The organism is Streptomyces sp. NPDC059785, assembly GCF_042732375.1.
GTDB lineage: Bacteria > Actinomycetota > Actinomycetes > Streptomycetales > Streptomycetaceae > Streptomyces.
This window is the reverse complement of record NZ_JBHWHV010000036.1, coordinates 41,566-63,361: the sequence shown is the minus strand read 5'-3', so window position 1 is coordinate 63,361 and position 21,796 is coordinate 41,566. Positions and strand designations below refer to the sequence as shown.

General features: G+C 72.9%; 17 protein-coding genes. 9 read left to right on the top strand and 8 right to left on the bottom strand.

From position 1 onward, the window contains the following. Window positions 1-502 precede the first annotated feature (502 nt). On the top strand, window positions 503-2,260 hold the full coding sequence (locus ACFV6E_RS25655) for a hypothetical protein (RefSeq protein ID WP_385464912.1): 1,758 nt from the start codon (window positions 503-505) through the stop codon (window positions 2,258-2,260). A 349-nt stretch (window positions 2,261-2,609) separates the two neighbouring features. On the opposite strand, the gene ACFV6E_RS25650 is transcribed toward ACFV6E_RS25655, so the two are convergent. Continuing rightward, window positions 2,610-2,966 (bottom strand): iron-sulfur cluster assembly accessory protein, encoded by a 357-nt coding sequence (locus ACFV6E_RS25650; protein WP_028805207.1) that lies wholly within the window; start codon window positions 2,964-2,966, stop codon window positions 2,610-2,612. A 312-nt stretch (window positions 2,967-3,278) separates the two neighbouring features. On the opposite strand from ACFV6E_RS25650, the gene nadA reads away from it, so the two are divergent. Next, window positions 3,279-4,463, top strand: coding sequence for a quinolinate synthase NadA (gene nadA, locus ACFV6E_RS25645; protein WP_385166020.1), 1,185 nt, complete (start codon window positions 3,279-3,281; stop codon window positions 4,461-4,463). Between the two features lie 77 nt (window positions 4,464-4,540). Here nadA and ACFV6E_RS25640 read toward each other — a convergent pair whose 3' ends face one another. The 5 genes from ACFV6E_RS25640 to ACFV6E_RS25620 form a co-directional block, all read right to left on the bottom strand. Further along, a complete protein-coding gene (locus ACFV6E_RS25640) occupies window positions 4,541-7,663 on the bottom strand; it encodes an efflux RND transporter permease subunit (RefSeq protein WP_385464909.1) in 3,123 nt (1,040 codons plus the stop codon). Between the two features lie 190 nt (window positions 7,664-7,853). Further along, entirely contained in the window at window positions 7,854-8,543 is a 690-nt protein-coding gene (locus tag ACFV6E_RS25635; protein WP_385166017.1) for a response regulator, read from the bottom strand. After that, the gene (locus ACFV6E_RS25630) at window positions 8,540-9,772 is read right to left on the bottom strand and encodes a sensor histidine kinase (protein WP_385166015.1); all 1,233 of its coding nucleotides are present in this window, start codon (window positions 9,770-9,772) and stop codon (window positions 8,540-8,542) included. The genes ACFV6E_RS25635 and ACFV6E_RS25630 overlap by 4 nt, the downstream gene beginning before the upstream one ends. A gap of 180 nt (window positions 9,773-9,952) precedes the next feature. Then, the gene (locus tag ACFV6E_RS25625) at window positions 9,953-10,231 is read right to left on the bottom strand and encodes a hypothetical protein (protein ID WP_385166013.1); all 279 of its coding nucleotides are present in this window, start codon (window positions 10,229-10,231) and stop codon (window positions 9,953-9,955) included. 54 nt (window positions 10,232-10,285) lie between these two features. Then, window positions 10,286-11,092, bottom strand: a complete 807-nt coding sequence (locus ACFV6E_RS25620) for a PspA/IM30 family protein (protein WP_385166012.1) — start codon at window positions 11,090-11,092, stop codon at window positions 10,286-10,288. 245 nt (window positions 11,093-11,337) lie between these two features. Between ACFV6E_RS25620 and ACFV6E_RS25615 the strand changes: the two genes are divergently transcribed. From ACFV6E_RS25615 to ACFV6E_RS25605, 3 genes are all read left to right on the top strand, one after another. Then, entirely contained in the window at window positions 11,338-11,967 is a 630-nt protein-coding gene (locus ACFV6E_RS25615) for a DUF3043 domain-containing protein (protein ID WP_385166010.1), read from the top strand. Between the two features lie 68 nt (window positions 11,968-12,035). Then, window positions 12,036-12,752: a class I SAM-dependent methyltransferase gene (locus ACFV6E_RS25610; protein WP_385464906.1), complete on the top strand. Its 717-nt coding sequence runs from the start codon at window positions 12,036-12,038 to the stop codon at window positions 12,750-12,752. A 114-nt stretch (window positions 12,753-12,866) separates the two neighbouring features. Further along, window positions 12,867-13,973: a S1C family serine protease gene (locus ACFV6E_RS25605; RefSeq protein WP_385464903.1), complete on the top strand. Its 1,107-nt coding sequence runs from the start codon at window positions 12,867-12,869 to the stop codon at window positions 13,971-13,973. 179 nt (window positions 13,974-14,152) lie between these two features. On the opposite strand, the gene ACFV6E_RS25600 is transcribed toward ACFV6E_RS25605, so the two are convergent. After that, the gene (locus ACFV6E_RS25600; RefSeq protein WP_385464901.1) at window positions 14,153-14,365 is read right to left on the bottom strand and encodes a hypothetical protein; all 213 of its coding nucleotides are present in this window, start codon (window positions 14,363-14,365) and stop codon (window positions 14,153-14,155) included. A gap of 120 nt (window positions 14,366-14,485) precedes the next feature. Here ACFV6E_RS25600 and ACFV6E_RS25595 point away from each other — a divergent pair, with 120 nt between their 5' ends. Continuing rightward, complete coding sequence (locus ACFV6E_RS25595; protein ID WP_385464899.1) at window positions 14,486-15,685, top strand: bifunctional adenosylcobinamide kinase/adenosylcobinamide-phosphate guanylyltransferase; 1,200 nt, start codon at window positions 14,486-14,488, stop codon at window positions 15,683-15,685. Window positions 15,686-16,063: 378 nt separating this feature from the next. On the opposite strand, the gene ACFV6E_RS25590 is transcribed toward ACFV6E_RS25595, so the two are convergent. Then, on the bottom strand, window positions 16,064-17,194 hold the full coding sequence (locus ACFV6E_RS25590) for a class I SAM-dependent methyltransferase (protein ID WP_385464896.1): 1,131 nt from the start codon (window positions 17,192-17,194) through the stop codon (window positions 16,064-16,066). 165 nt (window positions 17,195-17,359) lie between these two features. Between ACFV6E_RS25590 and cobT the strand changes: the two genes are divergently transcribed. From cobT to ACFV6E_RS25575, 3 genes are all read left to right on the top strand, one after another. Continuing rightward, window positions 17,360-18,463, top strand: coding sequence for a nicotinate-nucleotide--dimethylbenzimidazole phosphoribosyltransferase (gene cobT / locus ACFV6E_RS25585; RefSeq protein WP_385464893.1), 1,104 nt, complete (start codon window positions 17,360-17,362; stop codon window positions 18,461-18,463). Window positions 18,464-18,593: 130 nt separating this feature from the next. Next, a complete protein-coding gene (locus ACFV6E_RS25580; protein WP_385464890.1) occupies window positions 18,594-20,411 on the top strand; it encodes a phosphatidylglycerol lysyltransferase domain-containing protein in 1,818 nt (605 codons plus the stop codon). A 448-nt stretch (window positions 20,412-20,859) separates the two neighbouring features. Then, window positions 20,860-21,666 (top strand): adenosylcobinamide-GDP ribazoletransferase, encoded by an 807-nt coding sequence (locus ACFV6E_RS25575; protein ID WP_385464887.1) that lies wholly within the window; start codon window positions 20,860-20,862, stop codon window positions 21,664-21,666. The last annotated feature ends 130 nt before the right edge of the window (window positions 21,667-21,796 follow it).

Sequence of the window (21,796 nt, the reverse complement as noted above, 5' to 3'; positions counted from 1 at the left end):
GCGGTCCTGTGCTTACGGTTCCGTCATGACGTACCCGAAGGTGCATGGCTCCGGTTCGTACGGTTCCGTTTCGTACGGTTCCCATTCGTACGGCTCCGATTCGTACGGTTCCGATTCGTACGGCTCCGTTTCGCTTGGTGCGGAGGGTGGGCCGGACTCGCTGTGGGGGGACTGCGCGCGGATGGTTCCGCACTGGGTGGCTCCCGATCGGGTTGTTCCGCTCCCGGTCTCGCTTTCCCTCATCCACGGGGTGTCCGTACCGCTTGCCTCGGCTCGGCTGCTCGACGCCATGTCCGAGTACGGGGACTGATCCGGGCGGGAGCTCAGGCGCAGACTTCGGGCGGAAGCTTCGGGCGGGAGCTTCAGGCAGGGAACCACACGCTCCTCCGCTGCGTCCCATCGCTGTCCCCCGTATAGGCGATGCGGGATACGACCTCTCAGTGCCACGGCTTCGGCCGGGCAAAGGTCACAGGGACAGCAGCGGAGCCGAAGGAGCGATGCGGTGAGCACCGAGCGACCCGACAACGAAGCGAGCGAGCCCCCCGAGGACTCTGCCGCCGGGACGGCCGCGGACTCCGCCGACGGGACGTCCGCCTCCGGCGACGGTACGGCTACGGATTCCGCCGAGGGGACGACCGTCTCCGCCGGCGGGACGGCCGCGGACTCCGGCGACGGTACGGCCGAGCCGCCTCGGCGGCGGTCCCGGGTGGTTGTCGCCTCGGTCGCCGCCGCCGTGCTGCTTGCCGGGGGCGGCGGGGCGTACGTCGCCACCAGCGCGTCCGGCGGGAGCGAAGGCGGGGGCGGCCGGGACGGTTCCGCCTCGGCCGACGGCACTCCCCCGCCGCTCGCCCTCGACGGCTACTCCGAGGGCGGTGCGGACGCCGACGCCGACGCCACGAACGGCATCGCGCCCGGCGAGCCCAACCCGTACGGGGTGGTCTACCGGGCGGACGGCGAACTGCCCGGCGATCCCGGGTCCGCGCCCGTGTACACGCCGCGCGGTGATGTCACCGCGGACGAGGTGGCCCGGCTCGCCAAGGCGCTCGGTGTCTCCGGGACGCCGCGGCTCACGGGCGGCACCTGGCGCGTGGGGCAGGCCAAGGACGGTTCCGGGCCCAGTCTGCAAGTGAACCGGGCGGCTCCAGGGACCTGGACGTTCAGCCGCTACGCGTCGGGGACCGACAACTGCAAGAGCGGCACCGTGTGCGCGAACGGGTCCGCGTCCGGGTCCGGGTCCGCGTCCGGGTCCGGGTCCGGGTCCGGGTCCGGGTCCGGGTCCGGGTCCGGGTCCGGGTCCGAGGAGGGTGACGGTCACGCGGTGAGCCAGGCCGTCGCGCGCGAGGCCGCCGCGCCCGTGCTCAAGGCCGTCGGCCAGGACGACGCGAAGCTGGACGCCCGTCAGCTCATGGGCTCCGTGCGGGTGGTCAACGCGGACCCGGAGATCGGCGGGCTGCCCACGTACGGCTGGACCACCGGGGTGCAGGTCGGCGGCGACGGGCAGGTGGTCGGCGGCAGCGGGCAGCTCAAGGAGCCGGTGAAGGGGGACGTCTATCCGGTGATCGGGGCGCAGGAGGCGCTCGATGCGATGAACGGGGCAGCGGCCGGGACGGGTGATGACGGGTCCGGTGCTGGTGGCGGTGGCGGTGGGCGCAAGGGGATCGGGGGGTGTGCCAGTCCGGTGCCGTTGAAGGACCGGGACGAGACGCCTTGCGGGGGCGGCTCGGCCACGGCCTCGGCCCGGGCCACGGCAAGCGTCGGGAAGGCCGTCTTCGGGCTGGCGTCGCACTCGGCGGACGGACGGCAGACGCTGGTGCCGTCCTGGCTGTTCGAGGTGCGGACGAAGGGGGCCGAGGAGAGCTATACGGTGACGCATCCGGCCGTCGAGCCGCGGTTCCTGGTGTCGTCCGAGCCGGCGTCCGGCAAGACGCCCGGCGAGACGTCCAAGTCGTCGTCCGATGCGGGTTCGCGTGATGTCGATGTCGAGGGCTACACCGCCGACGGCAAGGAGCTGACCCTCAGTTTCACGGGCGGGGTGTGCTCGGACTACTCGGCCTCGGCGAGCGAGGGCTCGGGCGAGGTGACGGTCACGGTGACCGAGAAGCCCTGGAAGGACAAGGTCTGCATCAAGATCGCTAAGGTCTTCGAGCGGACGGTGAAGCTTGACGAGCCGCTCGGGGATCGGACGGTCGTGGGGAAGGACGGCGAGAAGGTCCCGGAGGGGACGGCGAGCGCTCCGGGCGCGAAGGCCGGTCAGCCCTAGGGGCCTGGCGGTCGGAGGTGGGGGCCTGGCGGTCGCGGTCGCACGTGGGCGCCTGGCTCTCCGTCGTGAGCGGCGGGCGGGTGTGGGGCGGGGCCGCGCCGGTACATCCGCCCGTCGCTTACGCGGTCGCCCGGCCTCGTGACGAAGGTGCCCTGTCAGTACGACCACGCAATCGACGGGCATTTGATGTACCGGCACGGCCCCTCCCGTGCGTACGCGACTGCGGGTGGTCGGGGGTGCGCGGTACGGGCATGTCCGTCGTGCGTCCGGCCGCCTCAAACGCGAAGGCGGCGTCCCTGTCGGAGGGGGACGCCGCCTTCGGCTTGGCGTGGTGCCGCCATGAGGCCGGTCAGCTGAAGCTGTCGCCGCAGGCGCAGGAGCCGGTCGCGTTCGGGTTGTCGATCGTGAAGCCCTGCTTCTCGATGGTGTCCACGAAGTCGATGGAGGCACCGCCCAGGTACGGGGCGCTCATGCGGTCGGTGACGACCTTCACGCCGCCGAAGTCCTTGACGACGTCCCCGTCGAGCGAGCGCTCGTCGAAGAAGAGCTGGTAGCGCAGGCCGGAGCAGCCACCGGGCTGAACGGCGACGCGCAGCGCCAGATCGTCGCGGCCTTCCTGGTCGAGCAGGGCCTTGACCTTGGCCGCGGCGGCGTCGGAAAGGATGATGCCGTCGCTCACGGTGGTGGTCTCGTCCGATACGGACATCTGCTTCTCTCCCGGGTTGTACGGAGACTGCTTGCCGACGGTTGCAACCGGCGGGGCCTCGGAATCATTCCGGGCCGAGTGTCCTGCTTTCGCTTTTCCTCTTCATGCTCGCATATACCGCCGGGGGGCGAGAACGGGCTGTGGACAAGGTGCGGGTTCGGGATGCCCTGCGGGATTCACGTCACATCGACGTTATGGGCGTCGTCAAAGTGACGCGAAGCGGATATGATAGATAGCGTCAATTCGACGAAAAGGCGTAACCTCCGGCCGCATCACGGTCCGGCCAGCCGCGTAACAGAAAGGGTGCGTGTGGTGACCACCGCCCAGCCCCAGGAGCTCGACGTACAGCCGACGCCCCTCGCCCTGCTGCTGCTCGGCCGTGAGGCCGACCCGCGCAGCGAGCGCGGCGTCGAGTGCCCCGGCGACCTGCCCTCCCCGTCCGACCCGGACCTCGTGGAGCGCGCCCGCGCCGCCAAGGAGAAGCTCGGCGACAAGGTCTTCGTACTGGGACACCACTACCAGCGCGACGAGGTCATCCAGTTCGCCGACGTCACGGGTGACTCCTTCAAGCTGGCCCGGGACGCCGCCGCGCGCCCCGAGGCCGAGTACATCGTGTTCTGCGGTGTGCACTTCATGGCCGAGTCGGCCGACATTCTGACCGGGGACGAGCAGAAGGTTGTGCTGCCCGACCTCGCCGCCGGGTGCTCGATGGCCGACATGGCCACCGCCGAGCAGGTCGCCGAGTGCTGGGACGTGCTGAGCGAGGCGGGCGTCGCCGAGCAGGTCGTGCCGGTGTCGTACATGAACTCCTCCGCCGACATCAAGGCGTTCACCGGCAGGCACGGGGGCACGATCTGCACCTCCTCCAATGCCGAGCGGGCGCTGCGGTGGGCGTTCGAGCAGGGCGAGAAGGTGCTCTTCCTGCCCGATCAGCATCTGGGGCGCAACACCGCCGTCCGCGACATGGGCATGTCGCTGGAGGACTGTGTCGTCTACAACCCGCACAAGCCGAATGGCGGGCTGAGCGGGGAGCAGTTGCGTGCCGCGAAGATGATTCTGTGGCGGGGGCACTGTTCGGTGCACGGGCGGTTCTCGCTGGAGTCCGTCGAGGACGTACGGGCCCGGATACCCGGCGTCAACGTGCTGGTCCACCCCGAGTGCAAGCACGAAGTCGTCGCCGCCGCCGATCACGTGGGGTCGACGGAGTACATCATCAAGGCGCTGGAGGCCGCCCCGGCCGGTTCCAAGTGGGCCATCGGTACGGAGCTCAATCTCGTCCGTCGTCTGGCGAATCGTTTCGCGAGTGAGGGCAAGGAGATCGTCTTCCTCGACCGGACCGTCTGCTTCTGCTCCACCATGAACCGCATCGACCTGCCCCACCTGGTCTGGACCCTGGAGTCCCTGGCCGAGGGCTCGCTCGTCAACCGCATCCAGGTCGACAAGGAGACCGAGGCGTTCGCCAAGCTCGCCCTCGAGCGGATGCTCGCCCTGCCCTAGGAGCGAGAGAGACGGTGACAGGTGCTTGAAAGGGGCGTCCCTCCGGTGGAGAGGCGCCCCTTTCGTGTGGTCTCGGACTAGACCTTGGCGGGTTCCGGCTCGGCCGTGGACTGCTGCGGGTCCATGGGCGTCTTCTCGGCTCGCTTCGCCGCCTTCTTCTTCGCTCTGCGCTCCTTGCGGAGTTCGATCATCGCGTAGAGCGTGGGGACCAGGAGGAGGGTCAGCAGGGTCGACGTGATCAGACCGCCGATGACGACCACCGCCAGCGGCTGGGCGATGAAGCCGCCCTCGCCCGTGACGCCCAGCGCCATCGGGAGCAGGGCGAAGATCGTCGCCAGGGCCGTCATCAGGATGGGGCGCAGTCGGTGGCGGCCGCCTTCGAGGACGGCTTCGACGACTCCGTAACCCTGCCTGCGGTACTGGTTGATCAGGTCGATGAGCACGATCGCGTTGGTGACCACGATGCCGATGAGCATCAGCATGCCGATCATCGCCGGTACGCCCATCGGGGTGCCGGTGACCAGCAGCAGGCCGATCGCGCCCGTGGCCGCGAACGGGATCGAGACCAGCAGGATCAGCGGCTGCACCAGCGAGCGGAAGGTCGCGACCAGCAGCATGAAGACGATCGCGATCGCCGCCAGCATCGCCAGGCCCAGGTTGGCGAACGCCTCGTCCTGGTCCTCGGAGACGCCACCGATCGAGGCCGTGGCGCCGGCCGGGAGCTTCAGCTTGTCCAGCTTCGCGGTGAGGTCGGTGCTCACCGCGCCCGTGTTGTCGCCCGTCGGGCGCGCCGTGATCGTGGCGGCGCGCTGGCCGTCGATCCTGGTCATCGAGACCGGGCCGTCCACCAGCTTCACCGTCGCGATGTCGCTCAGCTTCACGGCCCCGAGCCGCAGGGACTTGAGGTCGGCCAGCGTCTTCGCCGGCTGCGCCGGGGTGATGACGATGTCCCGCTCGGTGTCGTCCAGGGTCGCCTTGCCGGTGGTGGTGCCGCGGACCGCCTGGGCGACCGCCGCGCCCAGCGTCGTGTCGTCGAAACCGGCCTGCGCGGCGCGGGAGTTGGCCTTCACCGAGATGCTCGGCACGCTCTGCGCCAGGTCGCTGGTCACGTCCGTGACGTCGTCCAGCTTCGCCACCTCGGCGCGGACCCGCTCGGCCGCCTCGCGCAGCACGTCCGCGTCGGACGCCTTCACGACCACGCTGAGGTCCTGGCTGCCGAAGCCGTCGCCCGCCGAGACCGTCGTCGTACCGGTGCCGGAGAGCTTGCCGAGGTTCTTCTCGAGGCTGTCCTGCACGTCGGTGGCGGACGCCGAGTCCTCCAGCATCACCTGGTACGACGCCTGGTTGGTGTCCGTGCCGCCGCCGAAGGCCGCCATGAAACCGGACGAGCCGACCGTGACCTGGTAGTCCTTGACGCCCTCGGTGCCGCCGAGCAGCTTCTCGACCTTGCGGGCCGCCGCGTCGGTCGCCGCCAGGCTGGTGCCCGGCTCCAGCTCCTGCTTGACCGTCAGCACCTCCTGCTCGCCCTGGTCGAAGAAGTTCGTCTTCAGCAGCGGCGCCATGGCGAAGGTGGCGATGAGGACGACGACGGCTATCGCCACGCTGGTCAGGCGGCGGCGGGTCGCGAAGCGCAGGACGGGGACGTAGCCGCGCTGGAGGCGGCTGCGGGACTCCTTCTCCTCGGCCTTGCGGCGGGCCTCGTCGGCGTCCTCCGGGGTGCCCTTCGGCGCGCGCAGGAACCAGTACGACAGGACCGGCACCACCGTCAGCGACACCAGCAGGGAGGCGAGCAGCGCCGCCGTCACCGTCAGGCTGAACGAGCCGAACAGCTCGCCCACCATGCCGCCGGTCAGGCCGATCGGGAGGAAGACGGCGACCGTGGTGAGGGTCGAGGACGTGACCGCGCCCGCCACCTCACGGACGGCCTTCAGGATCGCCTCCTGGCGTTCCTCGCCGTAGCCCAGGTGCCGCTTGATGTTCTCCAGGACCACGATCGAGTCGTCGACGACGCGGCCGATGGCGATGGTCAGCGCGCCCAGCGTCAGCATGTTCAGCGACAGGTCGCGGGTCCACAGGACGATCAGGGCGAGAACCACCGACAGCGGGATGGAGACCGCCGTGACGAGGGTGGAGCGCACCGACGCCAGGAAGACCAGGATGACCAGGACCGCGAAGAGCAGGCCCAGGGCGCCCTCGGTGGTCAGTCCGTCGATGGACTTCGAGACCGCCGGGCCCTGGTCGCTGACGACGGTGATGTCCGTGCCCTTGCCGAGGTCCTTGCGCAGGTCCGGCAGCTTGTCGGCGACCTCGTCGGAGATGGCGACCGCGCTGCCGTCGTGGTCCATGGTCACGTTCACCGCGAGGCTCGGCCGGCCGTCCGTCCGGGTCAGCGAGTCCGCCTTCGCCTGCTCCTGGCGGACGGTGGCCACGTCGCCGAGGCGTACGGGCTTCTTCACGCCCTGGCCGGTGACCATCAGGTCGCGGACCTGGCCGAGCGAGGTGAAGCCGCCGCCGACCTGGACCGTGCGGTTGGCGCCGTCCTCGTCGAAGGAGCCGGCTGGAACGGTGGCGCCGCCCGCCTGGAGGGACTGGCCGAGCGCGGCCGTGGTGAGGCCCGCCTTCGCCAGCTTGGCGTCGTCGGGGGTGACGGTGACCTGGAGGTCGCGGACGCCGTCGACGGTGACCCGGCCGACGCCGTCGATGTCCTCCAGGGCGGGGACGACGGTGCGGTCGAGGCGGTCGGCCAGGGCCTGCTGGTCCTGCTGCGAGGTGACGGCGAGGGTCACGGTCGGCATGTCGTCGGTGGAACCGGCGATGACCTGCGGGTCCACGGCGTCCGGCAGCAGCGCGCGGGCCCGGTTGACGGCCTGCTGGACGTCGGCCACGAGCTGCTTGGTGTCGTTGCCGTAGTCGAAGGACGCCATGATCACGGCGTTGCCCTCACTCGCCGTGGAGGTGACGCCGCTGATGCCGTCGACGGCCTCGAGGTTGTCCTCGATGGGTTCGACGACCTGCTTCTCCACCACGTCCGGCGACGCGCCCTGGTAGGGGGCGAGGACGGACACCATCGGCAGCTCGATGGTGGGCAGGAGCTGCTGCTTGAGCTGCGGGATCGCGATCGCTCCGAAGACGACCGCGATGATCGACATCAGCCCGATCAGGGCCCGTTGCGCGAGGCTGAATCTGGACAGCCAGGACATGGGAGAGGGTCTCTTCTCTGTGGCGGACGGCAGGAGGGCAGGCAACCGGATGGCGGGCACCAGGGGCCCGCTGGGGCGCATGTGAGCGCGCCTGCTCTCACCCTGAGCCATCGCCGGAGGGTGATCCGCCCTCTGGAGGGCGATTTCCTTATGCCGCGCCTACTGCGGGCGCAGTACACGCCGGTGGAGGTCAGTCCACCCTCGGACGGACCAGTCCCGACTCGTAGGCGATGACGACCAGTTGGGCCCGGTCGCGGGCGCCCAGCTTTGCCATGGCGCGGTTGACGTGGGTCTTCACCGTCAGCGGGCTGACCTCGAGGCGTTCGGCGATCTCGTCGTTGGAGTGTCCGCCGGCCACCTGGACCAGCACCTCGCGCTCCCGTCCGGTGAGGGTGCCGAGCCGGTCCGAGTGGGCGGGGTCGCGGCCGTCCTCCGCCGGGTCGCCCTGCGCGAGGAACCGGGCGATCAGGCCCTTGGTGGCGGCCGGTGACAGCAGCGCCTCGCCGCCCGCCGCGATCCGGATGGCGTTGAGCAGTTCCTCCGGCTCGGAGCCCTTGCCGAGGAAGCCCGAGGCACCGGCGCGCAGCGACTGCACCACGTACTCGTCGACCTCGAAGGTCGTCAGCATCACCACGCGTACGTGCGCGAGTTCCGGGTCCGCGCTGATCAGCCGGGTGGCGGCGAGGCCGTCCGTGCCCGGCATCCGGATGTCCATCAGCACCACGTCGGCGCGCGCCTCGCGGGCCAGCCGCACCGCGTCCGCGCCGTCGGACGCCTCCCCCACCACCTCCATGTCCGGCTCGGAGTCCACCAGCACGCGGAAGGCGCTGCGCAGCAGCGCCTGGTCGTCGGCGAGCAGGACGCGGATCGGGACGGTCATGCGGAGCCCCCCGGGGCAGGCGTGCGGCTGTCGACCGGAAGGATCGCATGGACGCGGAAACCGCCGCCGTAGCGGGGACCGGCGGTGCAGCGCCCGCCGAGCGCGGTCACCCGCTCGCGCATGCCGAGCAGTCCGTGCCCGCCCCCGTCCGGGGGCCCCTGCTCCTCCCCCTTCTTGTCGTCCGACCCGTTGTCGAGCACCGTGACCTCCAGCTCCGTCCCCACCCGTACGACGCTGACCTCGGCCTTCGCCTCGGGGCCCGCGTGCTTCTGCACATTGGTGAGGGCCTCCTGCACGACGCGGTACGCGGCCAGGTCGACGGCGGCGGGCAGGGTGGTGCCGTCGTCGGCGCGGGCCACCTCGACCGGCAGGCCCGCGTTGCGGAAGGTGTCGGCCAGTTCGTCGAGCCGGTCCAGGCCGGGGGCGGGTTCGGTGGGGGCCTCCGGGTCCCCGCTCTGCCGCAGCAGTCCGACCGTGGCGCGCAGTTCGTTCAGGGCGGAGCGGCTGGCCTCGCGGACGTGCGCCAGCGCCTCCTTCGCCTGGTCCGGCCGTCTGTCCATGACGTGCGAGGCGACCCCGGCCTGGACGTTGACGAGGGCGATGTGGTGGGCGACGACGTCGTGCAGGTCGCGTGCGATGCGCAGCCGCTCCTCGGCGACCCGGCGGCGCGCCTCCTCCTCGCGGGTGCGTTCGGCGCGCTCGGCGCGCTCGCGGATGGCGTGCACGAAGGCGCGCCTGCTGCGCACGGCGTCGCCCGCGGCCGCGGCCATGCCGGTCCAGGCGAAGACGCCCAGGTTCTCCTGCGCGTACCAGGGCAGTGGTCCCGCGAGCATCGCGGTGGCCGTCAGCACGGTCATGGTCAGCAGGCCGACGCGCCAGGTGGTGGGGCGGTCCGTGGCCGCCGCCACGGTGAACAGGGCGACCACCGCGGACATCACGACGGGGGCGCGGGGATCGCCGGTGATCAGTTCCACGAGGGAGAAGGCGACCGTCGTGCCGAGGACCGGCAGCGGTGCGCGGCGGCGCAGGACGAGGGCCGCCGCCCCGAACACCATCAGGGTCAGGCCGAGGGCGTCGGGTGTACGGACGCCCCAGGTCACTCCGTCGTCGCCGTGCGGGTCGACGAAGGAACCCGCCACCATGCAGGCCAGGACACAGGCGGCCAGGGTCGCGTCCAGCGCGAGCGGATGGGCCCGCACCTGACACCTGGTGCGCTCTAGGGTGCTCACCCGTTCACGGTACGGGGCCCGTGCGGGGCTTGGAACGGCTGCCACCGGTACCCGCGCGCCTCGCCGCCACGGGGCCCTCCGGGTGGGCCGGTGGGTGCCACGGTCCGGCGTCGGGCGGGCGCGGCGGCGTCGTGGCTCGGCGCGCAGTTCCCCGCGCCCCTGCGGTGGGGGGCGCGGGTGTCAGCCGGGGATCAGGCCGTCGTCGCTGAGCATGTCCCGGACCTGGTCCAGGGTCGCGTCCGGGGCGGGGAGGATCAGCTCGGACGGTTCCAGGGAGTCGTCGGGCAGGGGGGTGCCCAGGCGGCGTACCGCGTCGAGGAGCGCGGCGAAGGTGCGGCGGAAGCCTTCCTCGTCACCGCTCTGTATCTCGGCGAGCAGCGCGTCGTCCAGCTTGTTCAGTTCGGTGAAGTGGCCGTCGGCCAGCTCCACCTGCCCCTCCCCCATGATCCGTACGATCATGTCGCCTCCTCGGCGTGGGAACCGTGATGCGTGGTTGTCCGCGGTGATCCGCGGTCACTGCTTGTCGAAGCGCGGGGTGTCCTGGGACTGCTGCTGGGGCTGGGCCGGCTGGGCCTGTCCCGTGCCGCCCTCGATCGCCTGCTGCGACGACGAGGTGCCCCCGGCCAGCTCCGCCTTCATGCGCTGGAGCTCCAGCTCTACATCCGTACCACCGGAGAGCCGGTCCAGCTCGGCCTGGATGTCGTCCTTGGCCATGCCGGTCGGGTCGTCGAGGGCGCCGGAGGCGAGCAGCTCGTCGATCGCGCCGGCCCGCGCCTGCATCTGCGCCGTCTTGTCCTCGGCCCGCTGGATGGCCATGCCGACGTCGCCCATCTCCTCGGAGATGCCGGAGAACGCCTCGCCGATCCGGGTCTGCGCCTGGGCTGCGGTGTAGGTGGCCTTGATGGTCTCCTTCTTCGTGCGGAAGGCGTCCACCTTGGCCTGGAGGCGCTGCGCCGCGAGGGTGAGCTTCTCCTCCTCGCCCTGAAGCGTCTGGTGCTGCGTCTGGAGGTCCGTCACCTGCTGCTGGAGGGCGGCGCGGCGGGAGAGCGCCTCGCGGGCCAGGTCCTCGCGGCCGAGCGCGAGCGCCTTGCGGCCCTGGTCCTCCAGCTTCGTGGACTGGGACTGGAGCTGGTTGAGCTGGAGCTCCAGACGCTTGCGCGAGGTCGCCACGTCGGCGACACCCCGGCGCACCTTCTGGAGCAGCTCGAGCTGCTTCTGGTACGAGTAGTCGAGGGTTTCGCGCGGGTCCTCGGCCCGGTCAAGGGCCTTGTTCGCCTTCGCGCGGAAGATCATCCCCATACGCTTCATGACACCGCTCATGGGCTTCGCGCGCCCCCTTCTGACGGACTCCGGCTCCAGCCACTGCAACAGACCCCACGGTACGGGGTCTGCATCCATTACCGCACTGTTCGGGGACGGATGCGCTCATCCCCAAGGACGACTGCGTCCGGGCCCGATCCGGCGTAGGGAGTAGGTGCTTCCCCGACCGAACCGCACGCTACGTCCCCTCTGTCCCACTACAGACGAGCGGTGTTGCCGGATCGTTCCCCAGTCCGCTGGGGTCCATGCCCCGGTACCCCGTACCCTTGGGTTTTGTGTTCCGTAGCCGTGCCAAGGAAGAGAAGGCCCCCGCCGCCACCGCGGCGCAGGTGACCGACTCCAAGCAGCCCCGTGACCCGCAGGCCCCCAAGGGCCGGCCCACGCCCAAGCGCAGCCAGGCCCAGAGCCAGCGCCGCAGCGTCGCCAATACGCCGATGACGCGCAAGGACGCGGCCAAGCGGCAGCGTGACGAGCGCCGTGCCCAGATGGAGCGGCAGCGCCAGGCACTGGCCAACGGCGACGAGCGCTATCTCCCGGTCCGGGACAAGGGCCCGGTGCGGAAGTTCGCGCGCGACTTCGTCGACGCCCGGTTCTCGGTCGCCGAGTTCTTCCTGCCGCTGGCCGTGGTGATCCTCGTGTGCAGCATGGTGCGGATCGGCTCGTTGCAGAACATCGCGCTGCTGCTGTGGCTCATCGTGATCGTGCTGATCGTGCTCGACTCGATCAACATCGCGTTCCGGCTCAAGAAGCAGCTCAACGCGCGCTTCCCGGACGTGTCCAGGAAGGGCGCCGTCGCCTACGCCCTGATGCGTACGCTCCAGATGCGCCGGCTCCGGCTGCCCAAGCCGCAGGTCAAGCGCGGGGCGCAGCTCTGAGCGCGACGCCTTTCGCGGGCGGTGCGGCGGACGCCTGGCTGAGCAGGCTGGGCGGACTGCGCGACGTCGTGCGGCAGGAGCTCGTCGCCCGGCAGGTCGAGGAGCAGATAACCGGGCGGTTCCCGGTCGGTCAGCGGCTGCGGGTGCTCGACGTCGGCATGGGGCAGGGCACCCAGGCGCTGCGCCTGGCGCGCGCCGGCCACCAGGTCACCGGTGTCGAGCAGGACGCGAAGATGCTCTCGGTGGCGCGGGCGGCGCTGGCCGGTGAGCCCGAGGGGATCCGGGGCCGGGTCAAACTGGTCGAGGGCGACGGCCGGGACACCGGCGTCCACTTCCTGCCCGGCAGTTTCGACGTGGTGCTGTGCCACGGTGTGCTGATGTACGTCGAGGAGCCCGACGCGCTGCTGGCGGGCCTCGCGCGGATGCTGGCCCCCGGCGGGTTGCTCTCGCTGCTCGTCCGCAACGGGGACGCGCTGGCCATGCGGCCGGGTCTGGCCGGTGACTGGCAGGGCGCGCTCGGCGCCTTCGACTCGGTGTCGTACACGAACCGGCTGGGTCTCGACGTGCGCGCCGACCGCCTCGAGACGCTGACCGCGACGCTCGCGGGCATCGGGGCGCCGCTGCACACCTGGTACGGGGTGCGGGTCTTCACCGACCTCGCCCCGGACGGCGCCGAGGTACCGGCCGACCTCGAATCCCTGCTGGCCGCCGAGGAGCGGGCCGGCCGTACGGACCCCTACCGCCGGGTGGCGGCGCTGCTGCATCTGTGCGGGGTACGCGGCTGAGGCGTCGCCGCCGTACGGCGTGCGCGCGGCCGGGACGTACCGCGTACCGGCGCCGACGCCTGATCGGGCGCGTACGACGGGCCGGTGCGGGTTCCGGACGGAACACTTCGGGGCATGGACGTTTTCCGTACCCGCGCCCGTCCGCTCCGTCCCGTGGCCGCCCTGGTGTGTGCCGCGGCCCTGCTCGCCGGCTGCTCCTTGGCCGGTCCCGCCGCCGTGCGGGACGGCACGCGGGACGGCACGGAACGCGGTGCGGAGGCGGGCGTGGGGGCGGGCCGGCCCGTCGGGCGCAGCTCCGCCAACGAGCTGGAGGCGGACTACCAGCGGGTCATCGAGGACGTACTGCCCTCGGTGGTGCAGATCCAGGCCCGCAGCGACCTCGGCTCCGGCGTCGTGTACGACGGCAAGGGGCACATCGTCACCAACGCGCACGTCGTGGGCAGCGAGCGGACCTTCAAGGTGACGACGGCGGGCAGCGAGGCCACGCTGACGGCGCGGCTCGTGCACAGCTACCCGGAGCAGGACCTCGCCGTGCTCAAGCTGGACAAGGTGCCGGACGGGGTCAGGGCGGCCTCCTTCGGAGACTCCTCGAAGGTGGCCGTGGGCCGGATCGTGCTCGCGATGGGCTCACCGCTCGGGCTGTCGTCCAGCGTGACGCAGGGCATCGTGTCGGCGACCGGCCGGACCGTCAGCGAGAGCAGCGGGGGCGGCGGCACGGGGGCGACGATCCCGAACATGGTGCAGACGTCGGCCGCGATCAACCCGGGCAACAGCGGCGGCGCCCTGGTGGACCTGGACGGCCAGGTCGTCGGCATCCCCACGCTGGCCGCGACGGACCCGGACCTCGGGGGCAGCGCGGCGCCCGGCATCGGCTTCGCGATCCCCGCGTCGATGGTCAAGACGGTCGCCGACCAGATCATCGAGAAGGGGCACGTCACCGACTCGGGGCGGGCCGCGCTCGGCATCACCGGCCGTACGGTCGTCGACGGCTCCTACCGGTCGGCGGGGGTCGCCGTGGTGAAGGTCGCGCAAGGCGGCGCGGCCGACAAGGCGGGCATCCGGGCCGGGGACGTCATCACCCGGATCGGCTCCACGGACATCACCACCATCACCTCGCTGACCGAGGCGCTGGCGTCCCGCAAGCCCGGCGACCGGACGAAGGTGGCCTACACCCGCGGCGGGGCGAGCCGGACCGCCGAGGTCACGCTGGGCGAGCAGTGAGCCGGGCGGCGGGGCGAGGGGAAGCGTGGGGAGTGGGGCGAGGGGGCGGACGACGGGAAGCGCGGGGAGTGGGGCGAGAGGGCGGACGACGGGAAGCGCGGGGAGTGGGGCGAGAGGCGGGACGGGCCGCCGGAGGTCCGGCCCCGGCGGCCCGTACGAGTCCGAGCGACGGCCCCGTGCTACGCCTCCTCGGCGTGCAGGCTCATCGGGCCGTAGATCTCCGAGCCGTCCTCGAAGAGCCGCACCTGGTCGGCGCCGCCGTCGGCCAGGTCCTTCCAGTACTCACCGATCCACGACTCGGCGTCCCCTTGCGTGGTGAACTCCTCGGGCGCGACCGAGGGCTGGACCTCAGCCCCGTCGGCCTTCTCGAACCGCCACGTCCATGCCGCCATGTACGCCTCCCAGTTGTGAGCACAATCCACACCGCACAGCGGAAGCCGGACAAGATCCAGCTCCTGCCGAAAGCCTAGCCGGACGCGCGGGACATGCCCCGACAAGCGAAAATCATGCCCGTGGAACTGACTCTGCTCGGCACCGGCGCCCCGGCCGGACTCCCCCGCCCCGGCTGCCCCTGCGCGGTCTGCGCGACCGCCCTCGGTACGGACGCCCGGGCCGCGACCGCGCTCCTCGTGGACGGGAGCCTGCTGTTCGACCTGACCCCCGGCGCGGCCCTGGCGGCCGCCCGGGCCGGGCACTCGCTGGGCGGCGTACGGCAGGTGCTGCTGTCGCATCCGCACGACGGGCCCGCGGTGGAGATCCCGGCCGGGCTGCCGCGGCCCGGACGGGTGCCGGACGGCCGGGAGCTGGCGCTGCTGTCCGGGCACCGGGTGCGGGCGGTGGCCCTCGACGCGCCGGGCACCGGGTACGCCCTGACCGGGCCCGACGGGCTGCGGCTGCTCTACCTGCCGCCGGGCGGGGCGCCGGCCGGGCTCGACGAGCACCCGGAGCCGTACGCCATGGTGGTGGCCGACGTGGTGGGGCGGCCCGACGCGCTGGCGAAGCTGCGCGCGGCCGGGGCCGTCGGGCCGACCACGGACGTGATCGCGGTGCACCTCGGGCACGAGGTGCCGCCCGGGCCCGAGCTGCGCCGCCGGCTCGCCGCCGCCGGGGCGCGTGCGGTGCCGGACGGTACGACGCTCGTCGTGGGCGCGTACGAGGACGTACCGGACGTGCCGCGCCGCACCCTCGTCCTCGGCGGCGCCCGCTCCGGCAAGTCGGTCGAGGCGGAGCGGCGTCTGGAGGCGTTCCCCGACGTGGTGTACGTGGCGACGGGCGGCACCCGGGGCGGAGACGGCGAGTGGGCGTCCCGGGTGCGCGCCCACCGGGAGCGGCGGCCCGGCTCCTGGCGCACCGTCGAGACCTGCGACCTGGTGCCCCTGCTGGAGCGGGACGGTCCGCCACTGCTCGTCGACTGTCTGTCGCTGTGGCTGACGGACGCGATGGACACCGTGAACGCCTGGGACGACGCGGAGTGGGCGGGCGGCGGGGAGGCCGCCCTGCGGCGCCGCGTCACGGAGCTGGCGTCCGCCGTGCGCTCCACCCGGCGCACGGTCGTCGCCGTCTCCAACGAGGTGGGCTCCGGCATCGTCCCGGCGACGGCCTCCGGGCGCCGTTACCGCGACGAACTGGGGCGGCTGAACGCGGCGTTCGCGGCGGAGTGCGAGCACGTGCTGCTGGTGGTGGCGGGGCAGGCGGTGGCCCTGCGGGGTTGAGGGGGAGGGCGAGCCGCGTTGGGGGCTGAGCTGCGCTGGCTGGGAGGGGACCGGGACCGGGTGCGGTTCGCTGGGCGTGCGGGTGCGGTTCGCCACCGGGTGCGGGTGCGGGTGCGGGTGCGGGTGCGGCTCGCGGGCCGTGCGGGTGCGGTTCGCGGGCCGTGCGGGTGCGGTTCACCGCCGGGTGCGGCTCGCGGGGCGTGCGGGTGCGGTTCGCCGCCGGGTGCGGGTGCGGGTGCGGCTCGCGGGCCGTGCGGGTGCGGTTCACCGCCGGGTGCGGCTCGCGGGGCGTACGGGTGCGGTTCACCGCCGGGTGCGGGTGCGGGTGCGGTTCGCCGCCGGGTGCGGGTGCGGTTCGCTGCCGGGTGCGGGTGCGGTTCAGGGGGTGCGGCGGGCGATGATGCGGTACGCGTTCGAGAAGCGGGTGCGGCGCAGCAGCGGGGCCAGGGCGTGGTCCACGGCGCAGGCCGCGGCCAGCAGCGGCGTCGCCGCCCCGACCAGGGCGGCGCGGACGGCGCGCTGCGCCTCGGTGGGCGGCGCGGCCCGCCAGGACGCCTCGACGTCCGGCAGCACCCTCGCCAGCGCCAGCGCGAGGGCGCCCGTCAGGTCGTACGGGACGTGGGGTTCGCGGCGGTCGGTGGAGACCACCTCGCAGCCGAGGGCGCGCAGCTCGGCGACGAGGTTGGGCAGCGGCATCAGGTGCAGGTGGGCCGGCTGGCCGTAGGCGACCCACCAGCGGCCGAGCAGGGTGCCGAACGCGCTGGCCGGGTCCGGGACCTCGATCAGGAGGTGGCCGCCGGGGCGGAGCGCGGCGAGGGCCGCGCGCAGTTCCGCCCGCGGGTCGGCGGTGTGCTCCAGATGGTGGAACATGCTGACGACGTCGTACCGGCCGCGCAGCCGGCCCGCGGTCACCGGGTCGGTCAGCCGGCCGACGTGGGCCTCGTCGACCCGTCCGGCCGCGTACGCCTGCTCCACGCGCGCGCCGGCGTCGAGTCCGTCGAAGGCGGTGTACGCGTGGACCTCGCGGGCGGCCTGCGGGAAGTGTCCGTTACGGGTGCCGACGTCCAGCCAGCTCTCCGGTTCGGGTGCGGGGAGGGCGAGCACCGCGCGGGCGGCTGCCAGGTGGCGGCTGCGGCTGCCCCGGGCGGTGAGGATGCGGTCCGCGAACGCGTCGTGGCCCTCGTGGAAGTCGGCGTGGTGGAAGGCCAGGCCCTCCGCGGTGAGCCGGGGATTCTGGAAGGCGTGTCCGCACTCCCGGCACTCGTCCACGACGAAGGTTCCGGCCCGGCGCCTGCCCGGGCCCGGGGTGCGCAGCCTGGTGCGGAGCCGTGCGGAGCCGCACCACGGGCAGTCCTCGCGGCGCGGCTCGTGGAGTCGGTCGCCGGCGCTGGCGCCGTTCTGGGTGGGGTGGTCGGGGGGTGTGGGGCGGTGCGTGGGGCGGGGTGGGATGTGGGGTGGGGTGTGAGGCGGGGTGTCGGGGGTGGAGCGCGGCTGCTGGGTGGGGGGCATGTGCGGCTCCTGGGCCCGGGGGATTGGCGGGTGGCCACTGCGGGTGGTTTCGGTTGGGTGACGGCTATCTGATATTTCGGTGCAAAACGGAACGTAAGGGATGCCGGTGAGTGGTGCAATGACGTGACGCAGCCGTGTTCGATCGGTGCCGGTACTGTTCGGCGAATGAGCTCGCTTAATCTCGACGACTTCACCGATCTGATCGAGCGCCCCGACGGCGGGGTGCGCCGTGATGCCGAGGCGCACCGGGAGCGGCAGATCGTGCCGCCCGGGTCGCTGGGCCGGCTCGACGAACTGGGTGAGTGGCTGGCGGCGGCGCAGTCCGCGGTGCCGGTGCGGCCGGTCGAGCGGCCTCGCGCGGTGCTGTTCGCGGGCGATCACGGGGTGGCCGCGCTCGGCGTCTCGGCGCGTCCCGCGGGCACCGCGGAGCTGCTGGTGCGCCGGCTTCTCGAGGGCGGCAGCGCCGCCGCGATCCTCGCCCGGCGGGCGGACGTGCCGGTACGGGTGGTCGACATGGCCCTCGACTGCGAGCCGGAGAGCCTGCCCGCGGACGTCGTACGGCACCGGGTGCGGCGTGGCTCCGGGCGGATCGACATCGAGGACGCGCTGACCCAGGAGGAGGCCGAGGCCGCCTTCCGGACCGGGGTCGCCCTGGCGGACGAGGAGGCGGACTCCGGTACCGATCTCGTCGTACTGGGCGATGTGAGCGTCGGCGGGACGACCGCGGCGGCGGTGCTGATCGCCGCGCTGTGCGGGACCGACGCCTCCGTGGTCACCGGGCGGGGCGGCGAGCCGATCGACGATCTCGCGTGGATGCGGAAGTGCGCGGCGGTGCGCGATGCGCTGCGTCGGGCGCGGCCCGTGCTCGGGGACCAGCTCCAGCTCCTGGCCGCGGTCGGCGGGGCCGATCTTGCCGCGATGACCGGGTTCCTGTTGCAGTGCGCGGTCCGCAAGACCCCGGTGATCCTCGACGGGGTCGTCTCGGCGGCGTGCGCGCTGGTCGCGCAGCGGGTCGCCTTCCGGGCGCCGGACTGGTGGCTGGCCGGTCAGAACAGCGGGGAGCCGGCGCAGGCCAAGGCGCTGGACCGGATGGCGCTCGATCCGCTGCTCGACCACGGGGTGACGGTCGGGGAGGGGGCGGGGGCGCTGCTCGCCCTTCCGCTGGTACGGGCGGCTGCGGCGTTGGCGGCGGAGTTGCCGGAGCGGGCGGTTGCCGGCTCGGGGGACATGGAGGACGAGAGGAGCGCGGGGGACTCGGACGACGCCTAGCCGGTCCGTCGGGCGCGCTTCGTTGTCCGTGGGGCGGGGCCGCGGGTGGTCGGGGGTGCGCCCACCGAGGTGGCCCGCCGGCCCGCGCCCTGCCGGACCCGTGGGGTGATGGGCCATATCATCGCCCTTCATGGGAGATGTCCGCATTGTCACCCTTGGGTCGCGGGGGGTTCCGGTCCGGCGGGGCGAGAGGGAACGCCTGTCCGCCGATGTCCCGGTCTCCGTCTCACGTCGAGCCGCCGCCTTCGCCGTCTGGTACTTGCGGGGCGTCGCGTTCGTCAACTTTCTCAGTGCCGTGTGGGTGTCCCTCGGGCAGGACGTGCGGCGGCACAACACGGAGAACTACTTCACCCCGTATCTGCTGACGGCCGGGTTCGCGTCCGGGGTGTTCGCGATGTTCCTCGCCGTCACCATGCGCCGCCGCAAGCGGGCCGCCTGGATTCTCAATCTGGCGCTCAGCGGTCCGTTCCTGGTGCTGTTCGCGTTCGCCATGGTGTTTCCCGAGATTCGGCGATACGCGCAGAACTGGGTTTCGCTGGTTCTTACGGCGGTCTTCGTGCTTTCGCTTCTTGTGGGGCGGCGGGCCTTCTACGCGAAAGGCGACCGGGCCAATCCCCGGCTCGCGGCCGTGGTCGCCGTGGGCGGGCTGCTGGGCTCCTCGCTGCTCGCGGGCGTGCTCGTGACGGTTACCAATGCGGCGCCCGACGCGTGGCGTTCGTCCTTTGCCGATCGCTGGCACTACGGCGCCCTCCGGCTCGTCTCCGTCGCCGCCGACGACGTTCGCTTTCCTGGGATTCTCGCTCCCAACTGGGTCAATGTCGTCATCAACGTGTGCAGTACTTTGCTGGTCCTCGCCGTGTTCTACGCGGCCTTCCGCTCCCGCCGCGCCGTCGACCCGATCAGCGCGGACGACGAGGCCCGGCTGCGGGGGCTGCTCGACCGCAACGGTGAGCGCGACTCGCTCGGCTACTTCGCGCTGCGCCGCGAGAAGAGCGTCGTGTGGTCGCCGACCGGCAAGGCGGCGGTGGCGTACCGCGTGCTGGGCGGGGTGTCGCTGGCGGGCGGTGACCCGCTGGGCGATCCCGAGGCGTGGCCCGGCGCCATCGAACCCTGGCTCGCCCAGGCCCGCGCGCACGGGTGGATCCCGGCCGTGATGGGCGCGGGCGAGGAGGCGGGCACCGTGTACCGGCGGCACGGTCTGGACGCCCTCGAGATCGGGGACGAGGCGCTCGTGGAGACCGACGAGTTCACGCTGGAGGGGCGGGCCATGCGTACCGTCCGGCAGGCGTACAACCGGGTGCGGCGGGCCGGTTACCGGGTCCGTGTCCGGCGGCACGAGGACATTCCGGCGCACGAGATGGCCCGCTTGCTCGACCGCGCCGACGACTGGCGCGACGGCGCCACCGAGCGCGGTTTTTCCATGGCGCTCGGGCGGCTCGGGGATCCCGCGGACGGGCGCTGCGTGATGCTCGAATGCGTGGATGGCAAGGGTGAGTTGCGGGCCTTGTTGTCCTTCGTGCCGTGGGGGCCTTGCGGGCTGTCCCTCGATCTGATGCGGCGTGACCGGGGCGCCGAGAACGGGCTCGTGGAGTTCATGGTGATCGAACTGCTGCGCCGTGCCGGGGAGATCGGGGTCCGGCAGGTCTCGCTGAACTTCGCGATGTTCCGGTCCGTCTTCGAGCGCGGCTCGCGGCTGGGTGCGGGGCCGGTCCTGCGGCTGTGGCGCTCGCTGCTCAGTTTCTTCTCGCGCTGGTGGCAGATCGAGTCGCTGTACCGGGCGAACGCGAAGTACCGGCCGATCTGGGAGCCCCGCTTCCTGCTCTTCGAGAAGAGCGCGGACCTGCCGCGCATCGGCATCGCCGCCGCCCGCGCCGAGGGGTTCCTCGAAGCGCCGGGGCTGCCGAAGTGGCTGCACCGGCGGCATCTCGGGGCCCGGGCCCGCGGATGAGGGGCGGCCGAGCCCGCGGGTGCGGGGCGCCCGAGCCCGGCGGGTACGGGGCAGCCGAGCCCGGCAAGTGCGGGGCGCCCGAGCCCGGCAAGTACGGGGCGCCCGAGCCCGGCGGGTACGGGGCGCCCGAGCCCGGCAAGTACGGGGCGCCCGAGCCCGGCGGGTACGGGGCGGCCGAGCCCGGCGGGTACGGGGCGCCCGAGCCCGGCAAGTACGGGGCGCCCGAGCCCGGCGGGTACGGGGCGCCCGAGCCCGGCAAGTACGGGGCGCCCGAGCCCGGCAAGTGCGGGGCGCCCGAGCCCGGCGGGTACGGGGCGCCCGAGCCCGGCGGGTACGGGGCGGCCGAGCCCGGCGGGTACGGGGCGCCCGTGTCCGGCGGGTGCGGGTGCGGGGCACGGTGCCGGGTGCCTCCTCACCCGCGCTCGGTACGCCCGGGTAGCCTGCGCCGGTGTCCAGGTCACCCCTCCTCTTCCTCTCCGACGGTCTCCGTTTCGCCTTCGGCACGCTCACCGTGCTGCCCGTACGGGTGACCCGCTGGGACCGCTCCGCCGCGCGCGGCGGCATGGCGTGCGCACCCGTGGCCGGGCTGGTGGTCGGGCTCGCCGCCGGGGCGGTGGGACTGCTGCTCCTGGTCCTCGGCGCGGGGCCGCTGCTCGCGGCCGTCGGATCCGCCGCCGTGCCTGCCGTGCTCACCCGGGGGCTCCACCTGGACGGGCTCGCCGACACCGCGGACGGGCTCGGCAGCGGCAAGCCCGCCGAGGACGCGCTGCGGATCATGAAGCAGTCGGACATCGGGCCGTTCGGGGTGATCACGCTGCTGTTCGTGCTGCTCGCCCAGGTCGCCGCCCTCGACCGGGCGTACGACTCCTCCTGGGCCCGCGGCGCGTGCGCGGCCGTCGTCTCGGCGGCGGTCGCCCGGCTCGCCCTGACGCTGGCCGCCCGCGACGGGGTGCCGGCGGCCCGGCCCGAGGGGCTGGGCGCGGCGGTGGCGGGCGTGGTGCCCGCGCGACTCGCACTGCTCGTCACGGTCGCCGTGACGGCCATGGTGGCGGGTGCGGGTGCGCTGCTCGGGAGCGGCCAGTCCGTCTCGTACGGGGTCCTGCGGGGGGTGCTCGCGGTGGTGGCCGGCTGCGGCGCCGCCGAGCTGGTGCTACGGCGCTGCGTGCGCCGCTTCGGCGGCGTCACGGGCGACGTCTTCGGCGCCCTCGCCGAAACGGCGGCCACGACCGCCCTCCTCGTACTCGCCCTCCGCTGACGCCGGCGCCGGCGTCAACACCGGTACCGGTGGGGCGGGTCCGGTGCCGCGCCACAGGTGGGTGAACGGGCTGTGGGCACCGGCGAAACGGTCGCCCGCGCGTAGGCTCGTCCCTGGCATCACCGGCCCG